Here is a 16,564-nt window from a genome sequence, read left to right as displayed (position 1 = left end):
TGGGGGACGGTCACATGACCACACCGCGTTTCGCCGTCGAGGACGGCCCTGCCATCGACCTTCCGGCTCCGAAGATCACCGAACGGGTCATCACCGGCGCCGCCGGGTTGCCCGTGCTCGGCGGGGCGCTGCTCGGCCTGCTCGCCGGGTTCGGGTCGCTGATCGCCGGAGGGGTGCAGATCGGTGGGGGCAGCAAGGGGGTGGGGATTCCGCTGGTGGTCGTCGGGCCGCTGTTGGCGCTCGGCTCGCTGCTGCTGCTGTGCGGGCTGACGGTCGTCTCGCCCGGGCAGGCCCGGGTGGTACAGCTGCTCGGCCGCTACCGCGGCACCATCCGCGCCGCCGGGCTGACCTGGGTGAACCCGTTCACCAGCCGCCGGCGGATCTCCACCCGGATCCGCAACCACGAGACCGAGACCACCAAGGTCAACGACGCGGACGGCAACCCGATCGAGATGGCCGCCGTGGTGGTCTGGCAGGTCGAGGACACCGCGATGGCGGTGTTCGAGGTGGACGACTACGTCGACTTCGTCGCCATCCAGACCGAGACGGCCGTACGGCACATCGCCACCAGCTATCCGTACGACGCCCACCACGAGGGGCAGTTGTCGCTGCGCGACGGCGCGGACGAGGTCGCCCGCAAGCTCTCCGCCGAGATCGCCGCCCGGGTCGCCTCGGCCGGTGTGCGGGTCATCGAGTCGCGGATCACCCGGCTCGCCTACGCGCCCGAGGTCGCCCAGGTGATGCTCCAGCGGCAGCAGGCCGGGGCCGTGGTGGCCGCCCGGCGGCTGATCGTCGAGGGCGCCGTCGGTATGGTCGAGGAGGCGCTGGACCGGCTCGCCGAGCGGGACGTGGTGGAGTTGGACGAGGAGCGCAAGGCCGCCATGGTGAGCAACCTCCTGGTGGTGCTCTGCGGCGACCGGGGCACCCAGCCCGTAGTGAACACGGGCTCCCTCTACCAGTAAGGGCGTGGCGTTGGCGACGGAACGGAAGAAGCTCCTGCTGCGACTGGACCCTTCAGTTCACGACGCACTGGCCAGGTGGGCCTCGGACGAACTGCGCAGCACCAACGCGCAGATCGAGTTCGTGCTCCGACGCGCCCTCACCGACGCCGGCCGGATGCCCAGTGGCGCGGCCGGCCTTCCCCGCCGTGGCCGACCGCCCAAGGAGGACCCGGGGAGCGGCGGTCCCGGAGGGGACTGACCGCACCGGCCGGGCCGCCCCACCGATCTGTTGGATCGTCGAGATCTTTCGGAGAACGAGATGGACCTGCCCGTCAACCTGCCCGAGAAGCTCTACCTGCTCGCCCTCGACCCGCGCCGCGGGCGGACCACCCGGCACTCCTCGCTCAACCTGCTGCTCCAGGCGGCGGCGCTGACCGAACTGCTGCGCCGGGGCCTGCTGTACGAGGAGGGCCGCAAGGCGGTCGCCAGGGTCCGCGGCGGGGCCGCCGAGGCGGGCCTCGACCCGTACAGCGCCCGGCTGTTGGAACAGATCAGGGCCACCCGGCCGCACAGCTGGAGCACCTGGGTCGGCCGCGCCAGGAGCACCGGGCGCGACCAGCCCGTCCGCTGGGTCCGGGACGGCCTGGCGGACGCCGGCCGGATCGCCTTGCGGCAGCACCGGGTGGCCGGGCTGTTCCCGGTGACCCTGGCCACCCTGGACGACCCCGGGGTGCGCGAGGCCGTGGCGGCCGCCGTCGCCGGGGCCCTGAAGGGCCCGCTCAGCCGGGTCGACCCCGCCGACGCGGCGCTGACCGCCCTGGTCGCGGCCGGGCGGCTGTGCTCCGTCCTGAACGCCCGGCAGCGCCGGGAGCACCGCGCCCGGATCGCGAAGCTGGCCCCCGCGGCCGGCCCGGTCCCGCGCGCCCTCGGCAAGGCGCTGGCCTGGCAGATGGCGGGCCACGCGGCGCAGAGCGCGGCCGCGGGGTGACGGGCCGTCCACGGGGGTGACGGCCCGTCCCGGGGCAGCGGAGCCCGGTCGCCGGACAGGCGGCCGGGCTCCCGTCCGTCCGGGGCCCGGCGGAGGTCCGCGGGAGACGCCCTAAGCTGGCCGGGTGCTCGAACCCGCCCTGTTGCCGACCCCGCTGGTGGACTGCACCGACGAGGCCTTCGTCCGGGCCGGGGTGGAGCTGCGGCTCAAGCGGGACGACCTGCTGCACCCGAGCGTCCCCGGAAACAAGTGGCGCAAGCTCGCTCCCAACCTGGCCGCCGCCGTCGAGCAGGGCCACACCCGGCTGCTGACCTTCGGCGGGGCCTACTCCACCCACCTGCGGGCGGTCGCGGCCGCCGCCGGGGTGCTCGGGCTGGAGAGCGTCGGGCTGGTGCGCGGCGAGGAGCTGGCCGACCGGCCGCGCAACTGGTCGCTGCGGGCCGCCGAGGAGTCCGGCATGCGGCTGGAGTTCCTGACCCGGGCCGCCTACCGGGAGGCGACCGGCCGGGCCGGCGCCGGGGACGGCGCGGAGCTGCGGCGCCGCTGGGGCCCCTGCCTGGTGCTCCCGGAGGGCGGCTCCAACGCCCTGGCCGCGGTCGGCGCGGCGGCGATCCCGGCCGAACTCCCCGACCTGGACGGGCGCGACGTGGTCTGCTGCCCGGTCGGCACCGGTGGCACCCTGGCCGGCATCGCGGCGGGCCTGCCGCCGGGCGCGCGGGCGCTCGGGGTGGCCGTGCTGCGCGGGGGCGAGGGCTACCTGGAGGCGGAGGTCGCCCGGCTGCACCGGGACGGGTTCGGGCGCGAGTTCGCCAACTGGCGGATCGACCACGCCCACCACGGCGGCGGCTACGGCAAGGTCCCGGCCGAACTGGCTTCCTTCGCGCGGGAGTTCGAGCTCCGCCATGGCATCCCGGTGGAGCGCCGGTACGTCGCCAAGCTGCTCGCCGCACTGGCCGACCTGGCCGGGGCGGGTGCCTTCCCGCGCGGCACCCGCCTGACGGCCGTGGTCACGGGCCTGCCGGACCCGGAGTAGGACGCCCCTACGACCCGAAGGTCAGGTCGGCGCACGGGTCGGTGTCGGCGTTCCTGGTGTTCTCCGCAATGCCGGTCGGAACCCCGCTCGGCGCGGTGCTCGGCGTGCCGCCCGGGGTCGCCGAGGGCGAGGAGACGGAGTTCAGCTGGGTGCCGGCGGCCTGGTAGTCGGCGCCGAGGGTGACGGTGACGGCGCCCGAGCCGGCCGCCTCGACCGTGCGGGCTCCGGGGAAGAGCGCCGCGACCTGCTCGGCGGTGGCCTTCAGGGCCGGGTCGTAGGAGACCTCGGTGTGCTGCTGGCCGGGCTGGTTGGCGCCCAGCACGACGTTCTGGAAGCCGCGTCCCTTAAGGGTCTCGGCGGCGGAGCCGGCCAGCCCGGCGGTGCCGACGCCGTTGACCACGGTGATCGGGGCCGCGGCCTGGTCGGGGCTGAGCGGCACGTTCGCGCTGGGCGAGGCGGACGCGGAGGCGGCGGCGGTGGCCGCGCCGGTGCCGGAGGTGCTCCGCCCGTCCAGGGTGCGGTCCTCGCGCAGCAGCTTCCACAGGTCGTCGGCGTCCGGCTGGACCAGCCGCACCCGGTCCCCGGCGAAGCGCCAGGGGGCGGTCACGAAGGTGACGTCGGAGAGCTTGATGTCCTCCAGGGAACGGGCGAAGTCGACGAGCTTCATCGCGGTGCCGAGCCCCTCGTCCACGGTGAGCGACTTGGTGGCGGCGTCGGCCAGCGGCAGCAGGGTGGGCAGCGAGAAGCCCTGGTCCTGGACCTTCTTGATCATGGAGGAGAGGAAGGCCTGCTGGCGCTTCATCCGGCCTATGTCGGAGTTGTCGCCGATGCCGTGGCGCGCCCGCAGGTAGTCCACCGCCGACTTCCCGGAGAGGTTCTGCATCCCCTTCTTGAGCTGTATGCCGTACTCGTTGACGTCGTTGGGCACGCAGGCCTCCACGCCGCCGATGGCTTCGGTCATCGCGGCGGCGCCCTTGAAGTCGACCACGATCGTGTGGTCGACGCGCAGCCCGGTGAGCTTCTCCACGGTGTTCTGGGTGCAGGCCGGGTTGCCCTTGGCGAGCTCGCCGAGGCTGAACGCCGAGTTGAACATCTGGTCGTTGCGCGGCTTGCTCCAGGTGCCGTCCGCCAGCTTGCAGGACGGGATGGTGACCAGGGTGTCACGGGGGATGGAGACGCCGACGGCGTGCTTGTGGTCGGCGTAGACGTGCACCAGGATCGCGGTGTCCGAGTTGCCGACGCCCTCGTCGCCGCCCCCCAGCGAGTTGTTGCCGTCGTCCCGGGTGTCGGAGCCCAGCAGCAGCACGTTGACCGGCACCTGGGCACCGGGGCTGGCCGGGACGGGCGCCGGCGGGCGCTCGGTGGCGACGCCGGCCGCGGAGAAGGTGGTGATGTTGTTGTCCAGCCGGTGGTAGAACCAGGCCCCGGCGCCCACGACCGACAGCACCAGAACGGCGGCCAGGCCGATGGCGGTCCGCAGGTAGCGGCGCCGACGCGTGCTGCTGCTCATCCTCCGTGCCCCCCGTCTTCAGTTTCCAGCGTTCGAGTTTCGAACGTTAGACGTTCCGGAAGGCTGTTCGGTTACCTCCGAAGGGGAGGGGAATCGGGCTACGGGGCTGTGATGCTGGTCACGCCCCCGGGCCGGAGGCGCCGGTGAGCATCCGGCGGAGCAGGTCCCGCAGCACCGTGCGCTCCTCCGGGCCGAGCGCGGCGAGCGGCTCGCGGGCGAAGTTGAGCGACTCGCGCAGCTCCTCGGAGGCGGCCGAGCCGGTCTCGGTGGCGGCGACCAGCTTGACCCGGCGGTCCTGCTGGTCGGCCTGCCGGGTGACGAAGCCCCGGGCCTCCAGCCGGTCGACGATGCCGGTGATGTTGGAGGGCTCGCAGCTGAGCGTCTGGGCGATGTGCCGCATGGGCAGCGGGCCGCGCCGCAGCAGGGCGAGCACCTTGGCCTGGGCGCCGGTGAGCGAGCGGGCGGCGGCGGCCTCCTCGTACTCGCGGTGGAAGAGCGCGACCAGGTTGGCCATCAGGTCGACGACCTCTCGGGTGATCTCGTCGGACTGCGGCGTGGCGACCTCGGTCGGCTGAGTGTCCATGTCCCAGAGTCTACCTGAAAAGTTGACAACCTGAACCTTTCATGCCCATCGTTACTTCAGTTGCTCAACCTTTCACCTGCCGAAACCCCATCCAAGGAGCACCGCCATGGCAGAGCAGGCCGCCCCCGCCACCGCCCGTGAATGGCACCTCGCCGCCCGCCCCCAGGGCTGGCCGGTTCCCGCCGACTTCGCCCTGGTCGAGGCCCCGGTCCGGACCCCGGGCCCGGGCGAGATCCTGGTCCGCAACACCCACCTCTCGGTGGACCCGTACATGCGCGGCCGGATGAACGACGTGAAGTCGTACGTGCCCCCGTTCCAGCTCGGCCAGGCCATGGAGGGCGGCGCCGTCGGCTACGTGGTCGCCTCGGAGGCGGAGGGCTTCGCCCCGGGCGACGCCGTGCTGCACGGGCTCGGCTGGCGCGAGTACGCCACCCTCGACGCCAAGCACGCGGTCAAGGTCGACCCGGAGGCCGCCCCGCTCTCCGCCTACCTCGGCGTGCTCGGCATGCCCGGCCTGACCGCCTACGCCGGACTGCTCGCCGTCGGCGGCCTCAAGGAGGGCGACAAGGTCTTCGTCTCCGGCGCGGCCGGCGCGGTCGGTTCGCTGGTCGGCCAGATCGCGAAGCTCAAGGGCGCGTCGCTGGTGGTCGGTTCGGCCGGTTCCGCGGAGAAGGTCGCCAAGCTGGTGGACGAGTACGGCTTCGACGCCGCGTTCAACTACAAGGACGCCCCGGTCGCCGAGCAGCTCGCCAAGGCCGCCCCGGAGGGCATCGACCTCTACTTCGACAACGTCGGCGGCGACCACCTGGAGGCCGCTATCGGCGCCCTCGGCGTCCACGGCCGGGCGGTGCTCTGCGGCGCGATCGCCCAGTACAACGAGACCACCGCGCCCGCCGCCCCGCGCAACCTGGCGCTGGCCATCGGCAAGCGGCTGCGCCTGGAGGGCATGCTGGTGCGCGACCACGCCGACCTCCAGCCGCAGTTCGTCACCGAGGTGGCCGGCTGGCTGAAGTCCGGCGAACTGCGCACCGAGGAGACCGTGGTGGACGGCTTCGAGAACGCCGCCCAGGCCTTCATCGACCTGCTGCGCGGCGTCAACACCGGCAAGATGGTCGTCCGCCTGGACGGCTGACGCTCCGTCAGGAGCCCTGGCCGCCCCGCCCGCCCCCGACCGGGCGCGCGGGGCGGTTCGCGTGCACGGCGCAGAGGATCCGGTCGCACTACCGCATTCCGGTCGGATCCGAAAGAGCGTCATCCATCCCGCCGCGCCGCGCGGTACGGTGGTCCCGCCTGGCGATGGGGCCGTTCGGGGGAGAGATCCGGCCGAGGGGTAGACCTCGTTGAGGATTCGACTAGCATTGAGCGAAAGCCTGTCCGTTTTGCTCAATTTAGTAGCTTAATGTCGGCTAACGTGGGTAACTGTGGATCAACTGCAGGCACGAGGCAGCTGGGGAAGGCGACCCTCGTCCACAGCCTGGAGGTCCCGGTGACGACACGTGGAGTTCTGTACATCCACTCCGCGCCCCGCGCGCTGTGCCCGCACGTCGAGTGGGCCGTCGCGGGGGTGCTCGGTGTACGGGTGAGCCTGGACTGGATCCGCCAGCCGGCCGCACCCGGGCACTGGCGCGCCGAGCTCTCCTGGCAGGGGGAGCCCGGCACCGCCTCGAAGCTCGCCTCCGCGCTGCGCGGCTGGCAGCTCATGCGGTACGAGGTGACCAGCGAGCCCTGCGCCACGGCGGAGGGGGAGCGGTACAGCAGCACGCCCTCGCTCGGCATCTTCCACGCCGTCACGGGCATCCACGGCGACATCCTGATCCCCGAGGACCGGCTGCGGGCCGTCCTGCTGCGCGCCCGCAGCGAGGGGGCCGACCTGGAGGCCGAGATCTCCAGGCTGCTCGGCAAGCCCTGGGACGACGAGCTGGAGCCGTTCCGGTACGCGGGCGAGGGCGCCCCGGTGCGCTGGCTGCACCAGGTGGTCTGAACCCGGGCGGTCCCGAGGGCCGACGGGTACGACGCGGCCGACGCGTACGACGGGTACGACGAAGGGGCCGGTGCTCACGGAGAGCGCCGGCCCCTTCGGTTCGGGCGTCAGCGGGTGCGGAAGGCCAGCACCACGTTGTGGCCGCCGAAGCCGAACGAGTTGTTCAGCGCGGCGATCCGGCCCTCGGGCAGCGGGGTCGCCTCGGTGACGATCTTCGCGTCCACCTCGTCGTCGAGCTCCTCGACGTTGATGGTCGGCGGGGCGACCCGGTGGTACAGCGCCTGCACGGTGGCGACGGTCTCGATGCCGCCGGCGCCGCCCAGCAGGTGGCCGGTCATCGACTTGGTGGCCGAGACCAGGATGTGGTCGAGGTCCTCGCCCAGCTCCTTGCGCAGCGCCTTCAGCTCGGCGGTGTCGCCCTGGGGGGTCGAGGTGGCGTGCGCGTTGACGTGCACGATCTCGGACTTGTCCAGCTCGTTGCGCTCGAACAGGTCGGCCAGCGCGCGGGCCACGCCGGCGCCGGTCGGCTCGGGCTGGGCGATGTGGTGGGCGTCCGAGGACAGGCCCTGGCCGACCGCCTCGCAGTAGATCCGGGCGCCCCGGGCCTCCGCGTGCTCCAGCGACTCCAGCACGACCACGCCGGCGCCCTCGCCCAGCACGAAGCCGTCGCGGGCCTTGTCGTACGGGCGCGAGGCGCGCTCGGGGTCGTCGTTGTTCTTGGACATCGCCATCATGTTGGCGAACGCCGCGATCGGCAGCGGGTGGATCGCCGCCTCGGTGCCGCCGGCCACCACGACGTCGGCGCGGCCGCTGCGGATCATCTCGATCGCGTAGCCGATCGCCTCGGCGCCGGAGGCGCAGGCGGAGACGGGGGTGTGCACACCCGCGCGGGCGCCGACCTCCAGGCCGACGTTGGCCGCCGGGGAGTTGGGCATCAGCATCGGGACGGTGTGCGGGGAGACCTTGCGGGCGCCCTTCTCCTTCAGCACGTCGTACTGGTCGAGGAGGGTGGTGACGCCGCCGATGCCGGAGGCGATCACGGCGCCCAGGCGCTCGGGGACGAGCTTGGAGGACTCGTCGGTGGCCGGGGTCTCGAAGCCGGCGTCGGACCAGGCCTCTCGGGCGGCGATCAGCGCGAACTGCGCGGAGCGGTCCAGCTTGCGGGCCAGCGGGCGGGGCAGGATCTCGCCCGGTTCGACGGCGGTGCGCGCGGCGATCCGGACCGGCAGGTCCTGGGCCCACTCCTCGGTCAGGGCCGCCACGCCGGAGCGCCCGGCGACCAGGTTCTCCCAGGTCGTGGCGGCGTCGCCGCCCAGCGGCGTGAAGGCGCCGATACCCGTGACGACCACGGCTCGGTTCTCAGCGGTCACTGGTTTCTCTTCTTTCACGTTCGTGCGAGGTCGGCGGCGAGCCGAAGAAGGGCCCGGCCGGGCGCCCGGTGGGGCGTCCCGGCCGGCGGGTCGGCCTGGCTCGGGGGAGCCGGACCGACGGGTCAGCCGTCCGAGGCGTGGCTCACGCCGGACGGACTGGGCGACTCGATCGAGTCGGTCGCTCAGGCGGCGGAGTGGGTGAGGATGTAGTTCACCGCGTCGCCGACGGTCTTGAGGTTCTTGACCTCGTCGTCCGGGATCTTGACGTCGAAGCGCTCCTCGGCGGCAACGACGACCTCGACCATGGACAGCGAGTCGACGTCCAGGTCGTCGGTGAAGGACTTGTCCAGCTGGACGTCCTCGACCGGGATGCCGGCGATCTCGTTGACGATCTCGGCGAGACCTTCCTGGACCTCGTTCTGCGTAGCCATACTGGCTGCTCCTCTTCGGTGTTGAACGTGTCCGACCCTCGGCCGAACACGGGCTTGTGGATGGATGGGGCGAAACGCGCCTAGGGGAGCGTAACGACTGCCGCGGCGTAGACGAGACCCGCCCCGAACCCGATGATCAGCGCGAGGTCGCCGCTGTGGGCCTCGCCGGACTCCAGCATGCGTTCCATCGCCAGCGGGATGGAGGCGGCGGAGGTGTTGCCGGTCTCGGCGATGTCACGGGCGACCGGCACCGACTCCGGCAGCTTGAGCGCCTTGATCATGGCGTCGGTGATCCGCATGTTGGCCTGATGCGGGATGAAGGCGCCGAGCTGGTCGGCGGTGATCCCGGCGGCGTCCAGCGCCTGCTGGGCCACCTTGGCCATCTCCCAGACCGCCCAGCGGAAGACCGGCTGGCCGTCCATCCGCAGGGCCGGCCACTTCTGCTCCTCGCCCTGGCCGTTGATGGCGTCGGGCTTGGCGAAGGCGGTGTCCCAGGCCTGGGTCTGGGTGATGACGTCGGCCTGCGAGCCGTCCGAACCCCAGATCAGCTTGCCGATGCCCGGCGTGTCCGACGGGCCGACGATCGCGGCGCCGGCGCCGTCGCCGAAGATGAAGGCGGTCGAACGGTCCGACGTGTCGGTCAGGTCGCTGAGCCGCTCGACGCCGATCACCAGCACGTACTCGGCGCTGCCGCCGCGGACCATGCCGTCGGCCAGGCCCAGGCCGTAGCCGAAGCCGGCGCAGGCGGCCGAGATGTCGAAGGCCGGGGCCGTGCCGCAGCCGAGCCGCTGGGCGATCTCGGTGGCGATCGCGGGGGTCTGCTTGAGGTGCGAGACGGTCGAGACGATCACGCCGCCGATCTGCTCCGGAGCGATGCCCGCCTGGGCGATGGCCTTGCCGGCGGCCTGCACCGACATCTCGGCGACGCTCTCCTCCGGGCCCGCCCAGCGGCGCTCGGCGATCCCGCTGCGGGTGCGGATCCACTCGTCCGAGGAGTCGATCCACTCCAGGACCTCGGAGTTGGGGATGACCCGGACCGGACGGTAGCCGCCGACGCCGTGGATACGGGAGTACTGCGCGCCGGTGGTGGGGCGGATCTGCGGCTTGGTCATGCCTGCTCCTCCTGGTCCTGACCGCCGTGCTCGGCGACGAGCTCGCGGGCCTTGTCCAGATCGGCCGGGGTCTTCAGGGCGAGCGTGGCCACACCCTTGAGGTTGCGCTTGAGCAGCCCGGTGAGCGTGCCCGCGGGGGAGAGCTCGATCACGGCGGTCGCGCCCAGCCGGCCGAGGGTCTCCATGCAGAGGTCCCAGCGGACCGGGTTGGAGACCTGCGACACCAGGCGCGCCAGCACTTCGGCGCCGGAGTCGACGACCCCGCCGTCCTTGTTGGACACGTAGCGGACCTGCGGGTCGGCCACGGTCAGGCTGGGGGCCAGCGCGGCCAGCCGCTCGACACCGGGGGCCATGTGCTCGGTGTGGAAGGCACCGGCGACCTTGAGGGCGATCAGCTTGGCGCCGGCCGGCGGGTCCGCCTTCAGCGCCTCCAGCTGGGCCAGCGTGCCGGCCGCGACGATCTGGCCGCCGCCGTTGTTGTTGGCCGCGGTCAGGCCGTGCTCGGCCAGCTTGGCCGCGACGGCCTCCGGGTCGCCGCCGAGCACGGCGGTCATGCCGGTCTCGGTGACGGTGGCGGCCTCGGCCATGGCCCGGCCGCGCTCGCGGACGAAGGCGAGCGCGTCGTGGGCGCTGAGCACCCCGGCACCGGCCGCGGCGGTGATCTCGCCGACGCTGTGGCCGGCGACGGCGCCGACCAGCTTGCGGGCGTCCGCCTCGTCCGGGAACAGCTCACGGGCGGTCACCAGACCGGCCGCGACCAGCAGCGGCTGGGCGACGGCGGTGTCCTTGATCTCCTCGGCGGACGCCTCGGTTCCGGCGTGCACCAGGTCGAGCCCGGCGACCTCCGACCAGCCGCGCAGGCGGTCGGCGACACCGTCGAGCTCCAGCCAGGAGCTGAGGAAACCGGGGGACTGGGCACCCTGTCCAGGGGCGACGATTACGAGCACGGTTCAACCCTCTCTCGCCAGGCGCCCAGGGGCGGGTAGGCGACGGTAACGAAGAAAACCATCCGGGATTGTATGGTCCCTACACCCCGGCCCGACCGGGCTCGGCGGCGGAGGTCAGCCGACCGAGGGCCAGTGCGATCCGCAGGGTGAATGCCGAACGTACGTCGGAGGGGGCGTACCCCGTGACGTCGGTCACACGTCGCAGCCGGTAGCGCACCGTGTTGGGGTGCACGAAGAGCATCCGGGCCGCGCCCTCCAGCGAGGACGCCTGCTCCAGGTAGACGCTCAGCGTCTCCAGCAGGGCGGAGCCGGCCTCGTCCAGAGGTGTGTAGATCTCCTCCACCAACTGGCGGCGGGCCGCGTGGTCCCCGGCCAGCGCCCGTTCGGGCAGCAGGTCGTCGGCGAGCACCGGGCGCGGAGCGTCCGGCCAGGCGGCGCAGGCGCGCAGGCCGGCCGCGGCGGCGTGTGCCGAGCGGGTCGCCGAGAGCAGGTCCGGCACGGTCGGGCCGATCACCACCGGGCCCGGCGCGAACTGGCCGATCAGCGCCCGGGCGGCGTGCACCGGCTCCTTGTCGCCGCCGACCACGACCACCAGGCGCTTGCCCAGCACCCCGGTCAGCACGTTCAGCTTGGCGTACCGGGCGGCCCGGCGGATCGCCTCGACCACCAGCTCGCTGTCGCCGTCCGGGGCGCTGCCCATCACCACCCGCACCTGGCTGGGCTGCCCCCAGCCGAGCGCGGCGGCGCGGGACAGCACGCCCTCGTCGGCGTCGCCGGACAGCAGGGAGTTGACCACCAGCGCTTCCAGCCGGGCGTCCCAGGCGCCTCGCGCCTCGGCCGCCTGGGCGTACACCTGGGCGGTGGCGAAGGCGATCTCCCGGGCGTACACCAGCACGGACTCGCGCATGTCCGCCTCGTCGCCGGGGGCGGCCACCTCCTCGATGGCCTCCTCCATCACCTCGATCGTGGTACGGATCAGCTCGACGGTCTGGCGCAGCGTGATCGCCCTGGTCAGCTCGCGCGGGGCGGTGCCGAAGACGTCGGTGGAGATCGCCCGGGCGGCCTCGGGGTGGCGGTACCACTCGGTGAAGGCGGCGATGCCGGCCTGGGCGACCAGGCCGATCCAGGAGCGGTGCTCCGGCGGCATCCGCCGGTACCAGCCGAGCTGGTCGTCCATCCGCGCGATCGCGGCGGTGGCCAGCTTCCCCGAGGACTTCTCCAGCCGCTTGAGGGTCGCCGCCCGGCGCTCGGCCCGCTCGGCGGCGTTTCTGCGCTCCTGCGCCGTCAGGCGGGGCGCCGGGCGACCGGGACGGTCGCGGCCGGCCCGGGGAGCGGGGCTCTTCCCGGTGGGTTCGGCTGCGGGACTGGGTTCGCTCTTGGGGTTCGAGGAAGCGGCTGGCACAAGGACAAGACTGCCTCACGCGAGTGACTGCTCGTGCACACCCCCCGGCGCCGGGGCGCGGTGGTCCCGGTCACACCGGTTACGGTGAGGGGCGTGACCGACGCCCCTGAACGCCCCCGCGCGGACCTGCGCCGCACCGGCGAGCGCTACCGCTCCACCCCCGCCGAGGGCATCGAGACCCGACACGCCTTCTCCTTCTCCGGCCACTACGACCCGAAGAACACCCACTTCGGCGCGCTGCTCGCGTGCAACGAGGAACTCCTCGCCCCCGGCGCCGGGTTCGAGGAGCACAAGCACCGGGACACCGAGATCCTCACCTGGGTGCTGGAGGGCGCGCTGTCCCACCGGGACTCGCACGGCCACAGCGGCGTGGTGCGCCCGGGCATGATCCAGCACCTCAGCGCGGGCTCCGGGGTCACCCACACCGAGCGCAACCTCGGCGGCGCCACCGGGCCGGTGCGCTTCGTCCAGATGTGGTTGCAGCCGGACGAGTTCGACGTCGCCCCCGGGTACGGGCTGCGCAGGGTGGAACCTGCGGACGGCGGGTTGACGCTGCTGGCCTCCGGGCTGGAGCGGGACGCCGGGACGGACGCCCTGCGGCTGCGCCGCCGCGACGCCGCGCTCTGGCTGGCCACCGCCGGCCCGTGGCAGCCGCTGCCGCAGCTGCCCGCGGCGCCGTGGCGGTACGCGCACCTGACGGCCGGCTCGTTGGGGTACCGGACGGTCCCCGGGCCCAAGGGCGGCGGCCGTTCGATGGTGCCCGGCGACAGCGTGCGGATCACCGGGGACGCCTTCGCCGACCCGACGGCGGGCGAGACCGGCGCCGAACTCCTGCTCTGGGAGATGCACTCGCCGGTCTCGTACGGCTAGCTCGGCCAGGGCCGTCAGCTGTTGAGCTCGGCCAGGACGGCGTCGGACAGCGGCGGCCAGGCGTCGACCGACCAGGGGCCGAAGTCCCGGTCGGTGAGCGCGAGGCAGGCCACGCCGGCCTCGGGGTCGACCCAGAGGAAGGTGCCGGACTGGCCGAAGTGGCCGAAGGTCCCGGGGGAGTTGGCGGTGCCGGTCCAGTGCGGGCTCTTGCCGTCGCGGATCTCGAAGCCGAGGCCCCAGTCGTTCGGGCGCTGGTGGCCGTAGCCGGGCAGCACGCCGCCGGTGCCCGGGAAGGCGACCTCGCGGGTGGCCCGGTGGACGGTCGACGGGTCCAGCAGCTTCGGGGACTGGAGCTCGGCGGCGAACCGGGTGAGGTCGGCTGCCGTGGACAGGCCGCCGGCGCCGGCCGGGGACTTGCTCGCGGTGTTGATCAGGGTGTCGTGCATGCCCAGCGGCTCGAACACCGCCTCGGCCACGTACTGGTGGAAGGCGATCCCGGCGGCCTCGGCCAGGGTCAGGGCGAGCACGTCGAAACCGGCGTTGGAGTAGAGCCGGCGCTTGCCGGGCTCGGCGAACGGCCGGTGCTCGTCGAAGCCGAGGCCCGAGGTGTGGGCGAGCAGGTGGCGGACGGTCGAGCCGGGCGGGCCGGCCGGGTCGTCCAGCTCGAACACTCCCTCCTCCAGGGCGACCAGCGCCGCGTAGGAGGTGAGCAGCTTGGTCACCGAGGCCAGCGGGAAGAGGTGCTGCTGGGGCCCGTGGGCGCCCAGCACCGCGCCGTCCGACCCCCGGACGACCGCCGCGGCGGCGTGGGGCACGGGCCAGTTCTCGATCATCCGCAAGCTCTCCATGCGGTCGATGCTAGCCGGGGCCGGAGGGGGGTGGTGGGGCCACCCGGCTGTGCGGCTTGCTTGGAGTGCACTCCAACTCGGTAGCGTCGTGCTCGTCACAGGACAGGGGGAATCGATCATGGCCACACCCGCGCGTGCCCAGGCCGGTCTGCGCAGTTGCGCCGAGGTCTTCAACCGCCCGGTCGGCGACCCGGACCGGACCGCACGGCACACCATCAGCGAGGTCGCGGCGGCCAGCGGGCTGACCGCCCACACCCTGCGCTGGTACGAGCGGATCGGCCTGCTCGACCCGGTCGACCGCGCGGTCGGCGGCCAACGCCGCTACAGCGACGGCGACCTGCACCGGCTGGCCTTCCTGGGCCGGCTGCGGCTGACCGGGATGTCGGTGGCGGACATGCTCAAGTACGTGGACATGGTCCGCCGCGGCGAACAGACCTACGTCGAGCGCCGACAGCTGCTGGAGGCGCAGCGCGAGGAGGTCCGGCAGAGGATCGTCGACCTCCAGGCCACCCTGGCCGTCCTGGACCACAAGATCGATCTCTACGCCGGGAGGATCACCGACGCCGCCGGTGCCCCGGTCCAATGCCAGTACCACCGAGCAGAGGAAGAGCAGAGCGCATGACCCACCCCCTCCTTCCCACCGCCCCCCTCGGCACCGACGGCCCGCTGGTGGGCATCCAGGGCCTCGGCTGCATGGGCATGAGCGAGTTCTACGGCCCGACCGACTCCGACGAGGCGCTCGCCACGCTGGACGCCGCCCTGGAGGCCGGTGTCACGCTGTTCGACACCGCGGACATGTACGGTGCCGGCCGCAACGAGGAGTTCATCGGCCCGTTCGTCCGGGCCAACCGGGACAAGGTGGTGCTCGCCACCAAGTTCGCCATCGAGCGCGACCCGGCCGACCCGACCAAGCGCGCCATCCGCAACGACCCGGAGTACATCCGCACCGCCGTCGAGGGTTCGCTGCGCCGCCTCGGCGTGGACGTGATCGACCTCTACTACATGCACCGCCGCGACCCGGCCGTCCCGCTGGCCGAATCGGTCGGCGCCATGGCCGAGTTGGTCCAGGCCGGGAAGGTGCGCCACCTGGGCCTGTCCGAGGTGACCGGGGCCGAGCTGCGCGAGGCGCACGCCGTCCACCCGATCGCCGCGGTGCAGTCCGAGTGGTCGGTGTTCGCCCGTGACGTCGAGCGCTCGGCGGTGCCGGCCGCGGCCGAGCTGGGTGTCGCCTTCGTGCCGTACTCGCCGCTCGGGCGCGGCTTCCTGACCGGCGCGTTCCAGGACGCCGCGGCGCTGGCGGCGGACGACTTCCGCCGCACCCACCCGCGGTACACCGGTGAGAACGCCGTCGCCAACGGCGAACTCCTCGTCCCGATGCGGAAGATCGCCGAGGCCCACGAGGCGACGCTCGCCCAGGTCGCGCTGGCCTGGGTGCACCAGCGGGCCGAGGTGCACGGGCTGACCGTGGTGCCGATCCCGGGCACCCGCAAGCGCAGCCGGCTGGCCGAGAACACCGCCGCGGCGACCCTGCGGCTGAGCGCCGAGGAGCTGGCGCTGCTGGAGACGCTGGCCGGTCAGGTGGCGGGCGACCGCTACGCGGACATGCGCAACACCTCGGTCGGGCGGGAGTAGTGCCGGCGGGGGGGGGGGGGGGGGGGGCCCCCCCCCCCCCCCCCCCCCCCCCCCCGGGGGGGGGGGCGGGGGCCCCCCCCCCCCCCCCCCCCGCGGGGGGGGGGGGGGGGCGGGGGGGGGGGGGGGGGGGGGGCCCCCGGGGGGGGCCCCGGCCCCCCCGGGGGGGGGGGGGGGGGTCGGGGGGGGGGGGGGGGGGGGGGGGGCCCCCCCGGCCCCCCGGCCCCTGGGCCCCGGGTCGTTCAGGCCTTGCGCCCCGTCCAGGCGGCCAGCCGGGTGTGGACGTCGGCGTCCTCGGCGACCGGCTGCACCGGGCCGAACGGGACGCCCTCGACCCGGCTCTCCGGCGGCAGCACCAGTTCGGCGACGGCCAGCGCGGTGCGGGCCACCCCGTCGTCCAGCACGAAGCCCTTGTCGAGGGCGGTGGCGATGTCCCAGCAGTGGGTGGCGAGTTCCATCACGTAGCCGCCGACCGCGACCGCTCCGGGCACCTCGCCCCAGGGGGCGAAGGTCGGGCGGCCCAGCTTGCTGTCGTCGGCCCAGGCGGCGGTCACCCGGGCGCGGGCGCGGTCCAGCACGGCGGTCCAGCCGTCGTCCGACGGGTCGTCGATGGCGGCCACGACATCCTCGGCGTGACCTCCCTCGCCCATGTAGGCGAAGCGGTGGATGCCGCCGATCACGTGGTTCATCAGCTGACGCAGCGTGTACTCCTCGCAGGGAGTGGGCCGGTCGAGGTCGGCGGGCGTGACGGTGGCGAACAGCCGGTCCAGCTGGGCGAGGGCGGTCCGGTACTGCGGGCGGGCGTCCTGGACGGCGCTCATATGGGTCAGCTCCCTTGTGCGGTGCGGTGGTTCGGGCCGCCCTTGCGGGCCCGGAACGCAATCTCCCAGTAAAACCTGACAACGGCCGTCAGGATTGT

General features: G+C 73.4%; 18 protein-coding genes. 9 read left to right on the top strand and 9 right to left on the bottom strand.

Features of this window, described 5'->3' with window-relative positions; genetic code table 11:
• Nucleotides 1–14 precede the first annotated feature (14 nt).
• The 4 genes from ACZ6Z8_RS07525 to ACZ6Z8_RS07510 all read left to right on the top strand — a co-directional run bounded on the left by ACZ6Z8_RS07525 (nucleotide 15) and on the right by ACZ6Z8_RS07510 (nucleotide 2,962).
• Nucleotides 15–962: an SPFH domain-containing protein gene (locus ACZ6Z8_RS07525; RefSeq protein WP_465607238.1), complete on the top strand. Its 948-nt coding sequence runs from the start codon at nucleotides 15–17 to the stop codon at nucleotides 960–962.
• Between the two features lie 4 nt (nucleotides 963–966).
• Complete coding sequence (locus tag ACZ6Z8_RS07520; RefSeq protein ID WP_465607236.1) at nucleotides 967–1,200, top strand: type II toxin-antitoxin system antitoxin; 234 nt, start codon at nucleotides 967–969, stop codon at nucleotides 1,198–1,200.
• Between the two features lie 60 nt (nucleotides 1,201–1,260).
• Nucleotides 1,261–1,929: a GOLPH3/VPS74 family protein gene (locus ACZ6Z8_RS07515; protein WP_465607234.1), complete on the top strand. Its 669-nt coding sequence runs from the start codon at nucleotides 1,261–1,263 to the stop codon at nucleotides 1,927–1,929.
• A gap of 124 nt (nucleotides 1,930–2,053) precedes the next feature.
• Nucleotides 2,054–2,962, top strand: a complete 909-nt coding sequence (locus ACZ6Z8_RS07510; protein ID WP_465607232.1) for a 1-aminocyclopropane-1-carboxylate deaminase/D-cysteine desulfhydrase — start codon at nucleotides 2,054–2,056, stop codon at nucleotides 2,960–2,962.
• Nucleotides 2,963–2,969: 7 nt separating this feature from the next.
• Here the strand turns inward: ACZ6Z8_RS07510 and ACZ6Z8_RS07505 are convergent, their stop codons facing one another.
• Together ACZ6Z8_RS07505 and ACZ6Z8_RS07500 are read right to left on the bottom strand one after the other, a co-directional pair.
• Nucleotides 2,970–4,472, bottom strand: coding sequence for an LCP family protein (locus ACZ6Z8_RS07505; protein ID WP_465607231.1), 1,503 nt, complete (start codon nucleotides 4,470–4,472; stop codon nucleotides 2,970–2,972).
• Between the two features lie 118 nt (nucleotides 4,473–4,590).
• On the bottom strand, nucleotides 4,591–5,055 hold the full coding sequence (locus ACZ6Z8_RS07500) for a MarR family winged helix-turn-helix transcriptional regulator (protein WP_465607229.1): 465 nt from the start codon (nucleotides 5,053–5,055) through the stop codon (nucleotides 4,591–4,593).
• Between the two features lie 106 nt (nucleotides 5,056–5,161).
• On the opposite strand from ACZ6Z8_RS07500, the gene ACZ6Z8_RS07495 reads away from it, so the two are divergent.
• Nucleotides 5,162–6,187 (top strand): NADP-dependent oxidoreductase, encoded by a 1,026-nt coding sequence (locus ACZ6Z8_RS07495; protein WP_465607227.1) that lies wholly within the window; start codon nucleotides 5,162–5,164, stop codon nucleotides 6,185–6,187.
• Nucleotides 6,188–6,541: 354 nt separating this feature from the next.
• On the top strand, nucleotides 6,542–7,036 hold the full coding sequence (locus ACZ6Z8_RS07490; RefSeq protein ID WP_218197899.1) for a DUF3145 domain-containing protein: 495 nt from the start codon (nucleotides 6,542–6,544) through the stop codon (nucleotides 7,034–7,036).
• A gap of 107 nt (nucleotides 7,037–7,143) precedes the next feature.
• On the opposite strand, the gene fabF is transcribed toward ACZ6Z8_RS07490, so the two are convergent.
• From fabF to ACZ6Z8_RS07465, 5 genes are all read right to left on the bottom strand, one after another.
• Nucleotides 7,144–8,406, bottom strand: a complete 1,263-nt coding sequence (fabF, locus tag ACZ6Z8_RS07485) for a beta-ketoacyl-ACP synthase II (protein ID WP_465607226.1) — start codon at nucleotides 8,404–8,406, stop codon at nucleotides 7,144–7,146.
• Nucleotides 8,407–8,588: 182 nt separating this feature from the next.
• Nucleotides 8,589–8,837 carry an acyl carrier protein gene (locus ACZ6Z8_RS07480; protein ID WP_465607224.1) on the bottom strand — a complete coding sequence of 83 codons (249 nt, stop codon included), beginning with the start codon at nucleotides 8,835–8,837 and terminating at the stop codon, nucleotides 8,589–8,591.
• 80 nt (nucleotides 8,838–8,917) lie between these two features.
• The gene (locus ACZ6Z8_RS07475) at nucleotides 8,918–9,949 is read right to left on the bottom strand and encodes a beta-ketoacyl-ACP synthase III (protein ID WP_465607222.1); all 1,032 of its coding nucleotides are present in this window, start codon (nucleotides 9,947–9,949) and stop codon (nucleotides 8,918–8,920) included.
• On the bottom strand, nucleotides 9,946–10,896 hold the full coding sequence (locus ACZ6Z8_RS07470; protein ID WP_465607220.1) for an ACP S-malonyltransferase: 951 nt from the start codon (nucleotides 10,894–10,896) through the stop codon (nucleotides 9,946–9,948). Before ACZ6Z8_RS07470 ends, ACZ6Z8_RS07475 begins: the two co-directional genes overlap by 4 nt.
• Nucleotides 10,897–10,975: 79 nt before the next feature.
• Nucleotides 10,976–12,184 (bottom strand): PucR family transcriptional regulator, encoded by a 1,209-nt coding sequence (locus ACZ6Z8_RS07465; protein WP_465607503.1) that lies wholly within the window; start codon nucleotides 12,182–12,184, stop codon nucleotides 10,976–10,978.
• 207 nt (nucleotides 12,185–12,391) lie between these two features.
• Here ACZ6Z8_RS07465 and ACZ6Z8_RS07460 point away from each other — a divergent pair, with 207 nt between their 5' ends.
• Nucleotides 12,392–13,168, top strand: coding sequence for a pirin family protein (locus tag ACZ6Z8_RS07460; RefSeq protein WP_465607218.1), 777 nt, complete (start codon nucleotides 12,392–12,394; stop codon nucleotides 13,166–13,168).
• Between the two features lie 14 nt (nucleotides 13,169–13,182).
• On the opposite strand, the gene ACZ6Z8_RS07455 is transcribed toward ACZ6Z8_RS07460, so the two are convergent.
• Nucleotides 13,183–14,016: a serine hydrolase domain-containing protein gene (locus ACZ6Z8_RS07455; RefSeq protein WP_465607216.1), complete on the bottom strand. Its 834-nt coding sequence runs from the start codon at nucleotides 14,014–14,016 to the stop codon at nucleotides 13,183–13,185.
• A 118-nt stretch (nucleotides 14,017–14,134) separates the two neighbouring features.
• Between ACZ6Z8_RS07455 and ACZ6Z8_RS07450 the strand changes: the two genes are divergently transcribed.
• The gene (locus ACZ6Z8_RS07450; RefSeq protein ID WP_465607215.1) at nucleotides 14,135–14,638 is read left to right on the top strand and encodes a MerR family transcriptional regulator; all 504 of its coding nucleotides are present in this window, start codon (nucleotides 14,135–14,137) and stop codon (nucleotides 14,636–14,638) included.
• Entirely contained in the window at nucleotides 14,635–15,648 is a 1,014-nt protein-coding gene (locus ACZ6Z8_RS07445; RefSeq protein WP_465607214.1) for an aldo/keto reductase, read from the top strand. The genes ACZ6Z8_RS07450 and ACZ6Z8_RS07445 overlap by 4 nt, the downstream gene beginning before the upstream one ends.
• A 239-nt stretch (nucleotides 15,649–15,887) precedes the next feature.
• Here the strand turns inward: ACZ6Z8_RS07445 and ACZ6Z8_RS07440 are convergent, their stop codons facing one another.
• Nucleotides 15,888–16,466, bottom strand: coding sequence for a TIGR03086 family metal-binding protein (locus tag ACZ6Z8_RS07440; protein ID WP_465607212.1), 579 nt, complete (start codon nucleotides 16,464–16,466; stop codon nucleotides 15,888–15,890).
• Nucleotides 16,467–16,564: the final 98 nt, after the last annotated feature.

It is taken from the genome of Kitasatospora sp. NPDC101108, assembly GCF_055584725.1.
The sequence above is the reverse complement of the archived record's forward strand: the minus strand, read 5'-3'. Positions and strand labels throughout refer to the sequence as shown.

Excerpts from the sequence above, each read along its gene's own strand:
- ACZ6Z8_RS07525 (WP_465607238.1), top strand. The coding sequence starts at position 15 with ATGACCACACCGCGTTTCGCCGTCGAGGACGGCCCTGCCATCGACCTT.
- ACZ6Z8_RS07440 (WP_465607212.1), bottom strand. The coding sequence starts at position 16,466 with ATGAGCGCCGTCCAGGACGCCCGCCCGCAGTACCGGACCGCCCTCGCC.
- ACZ6Z8_RS07515 (WP_465607234.1), top strand. The coding sequence starts at position 1,261 with ATGGACCTGCCCGTCAACCTGCCCGAGAAGCTCTACCTGCTCGCCCTC.
- ACZ6Z8_RS07475 (WP_465607222.1), bottom strand. The coding sequence starts at position 9,949 with ATGACCAAGCCGCAGATCCGCCCCACCACCGGCGCGCAGTACTCCCGT.
- ACZ6Z8_RS07450 (WP_465607215.1), top strand. The coding sequence starts at position 14,135 with ATGGCCACACCCGCGCGTGCCCAGGCCGGTCTGCGCAGTTGCGCCGAG.
- ACZ6Z8_RS07455 (WP_465607216.1), bottom strand. The coding sequence starts at position 14,016 with ATGGAGAGCTTGCGGATGATCGAGAACTGGCCCGTGCCCCACGCCGCC.
- ACZ6Z8_RS07445 (WP_465607214.1), top strand. The coding sequence starts at position 14,635 with ATGACCCACCCCCTCCTTCCCACCGCCCCCCTCGGCACCGACGGCCCG.
- ACZ6Z8_RS07480 (WP_465607224.1), bottom strand. The coding sequence starts at position 8,837 with ATGGCTACGCAGAACGAGGTCCAGGAAGGTCTCGCCGAGATCGTCAAC.
- ACZ6Z8_RS07500 (WP_465607229.1), bottom strand. The coding sequence starts at position 5,055 with ATGGACACTCAGCCGACCGAGGTCGCCACGCCGCAGTCCGACGAGATC.
- ACZ6Z8_RS07495 (WP_465607227.1), top strand. The coding sequence starts at position 5,162 with ATGGCAGAGCAGGCCGCCCCCGCCACCGCCCGTGAATGGCACCTCGCC.
- ACZ6Z8_RS07505 (WP_465607231.1), bottom strand. The coding sequence starts at position 4,472 with ATGAGCAGCAGCACGCGTCGGCGCCGCTACCTGCGGACCGCCATCGGC.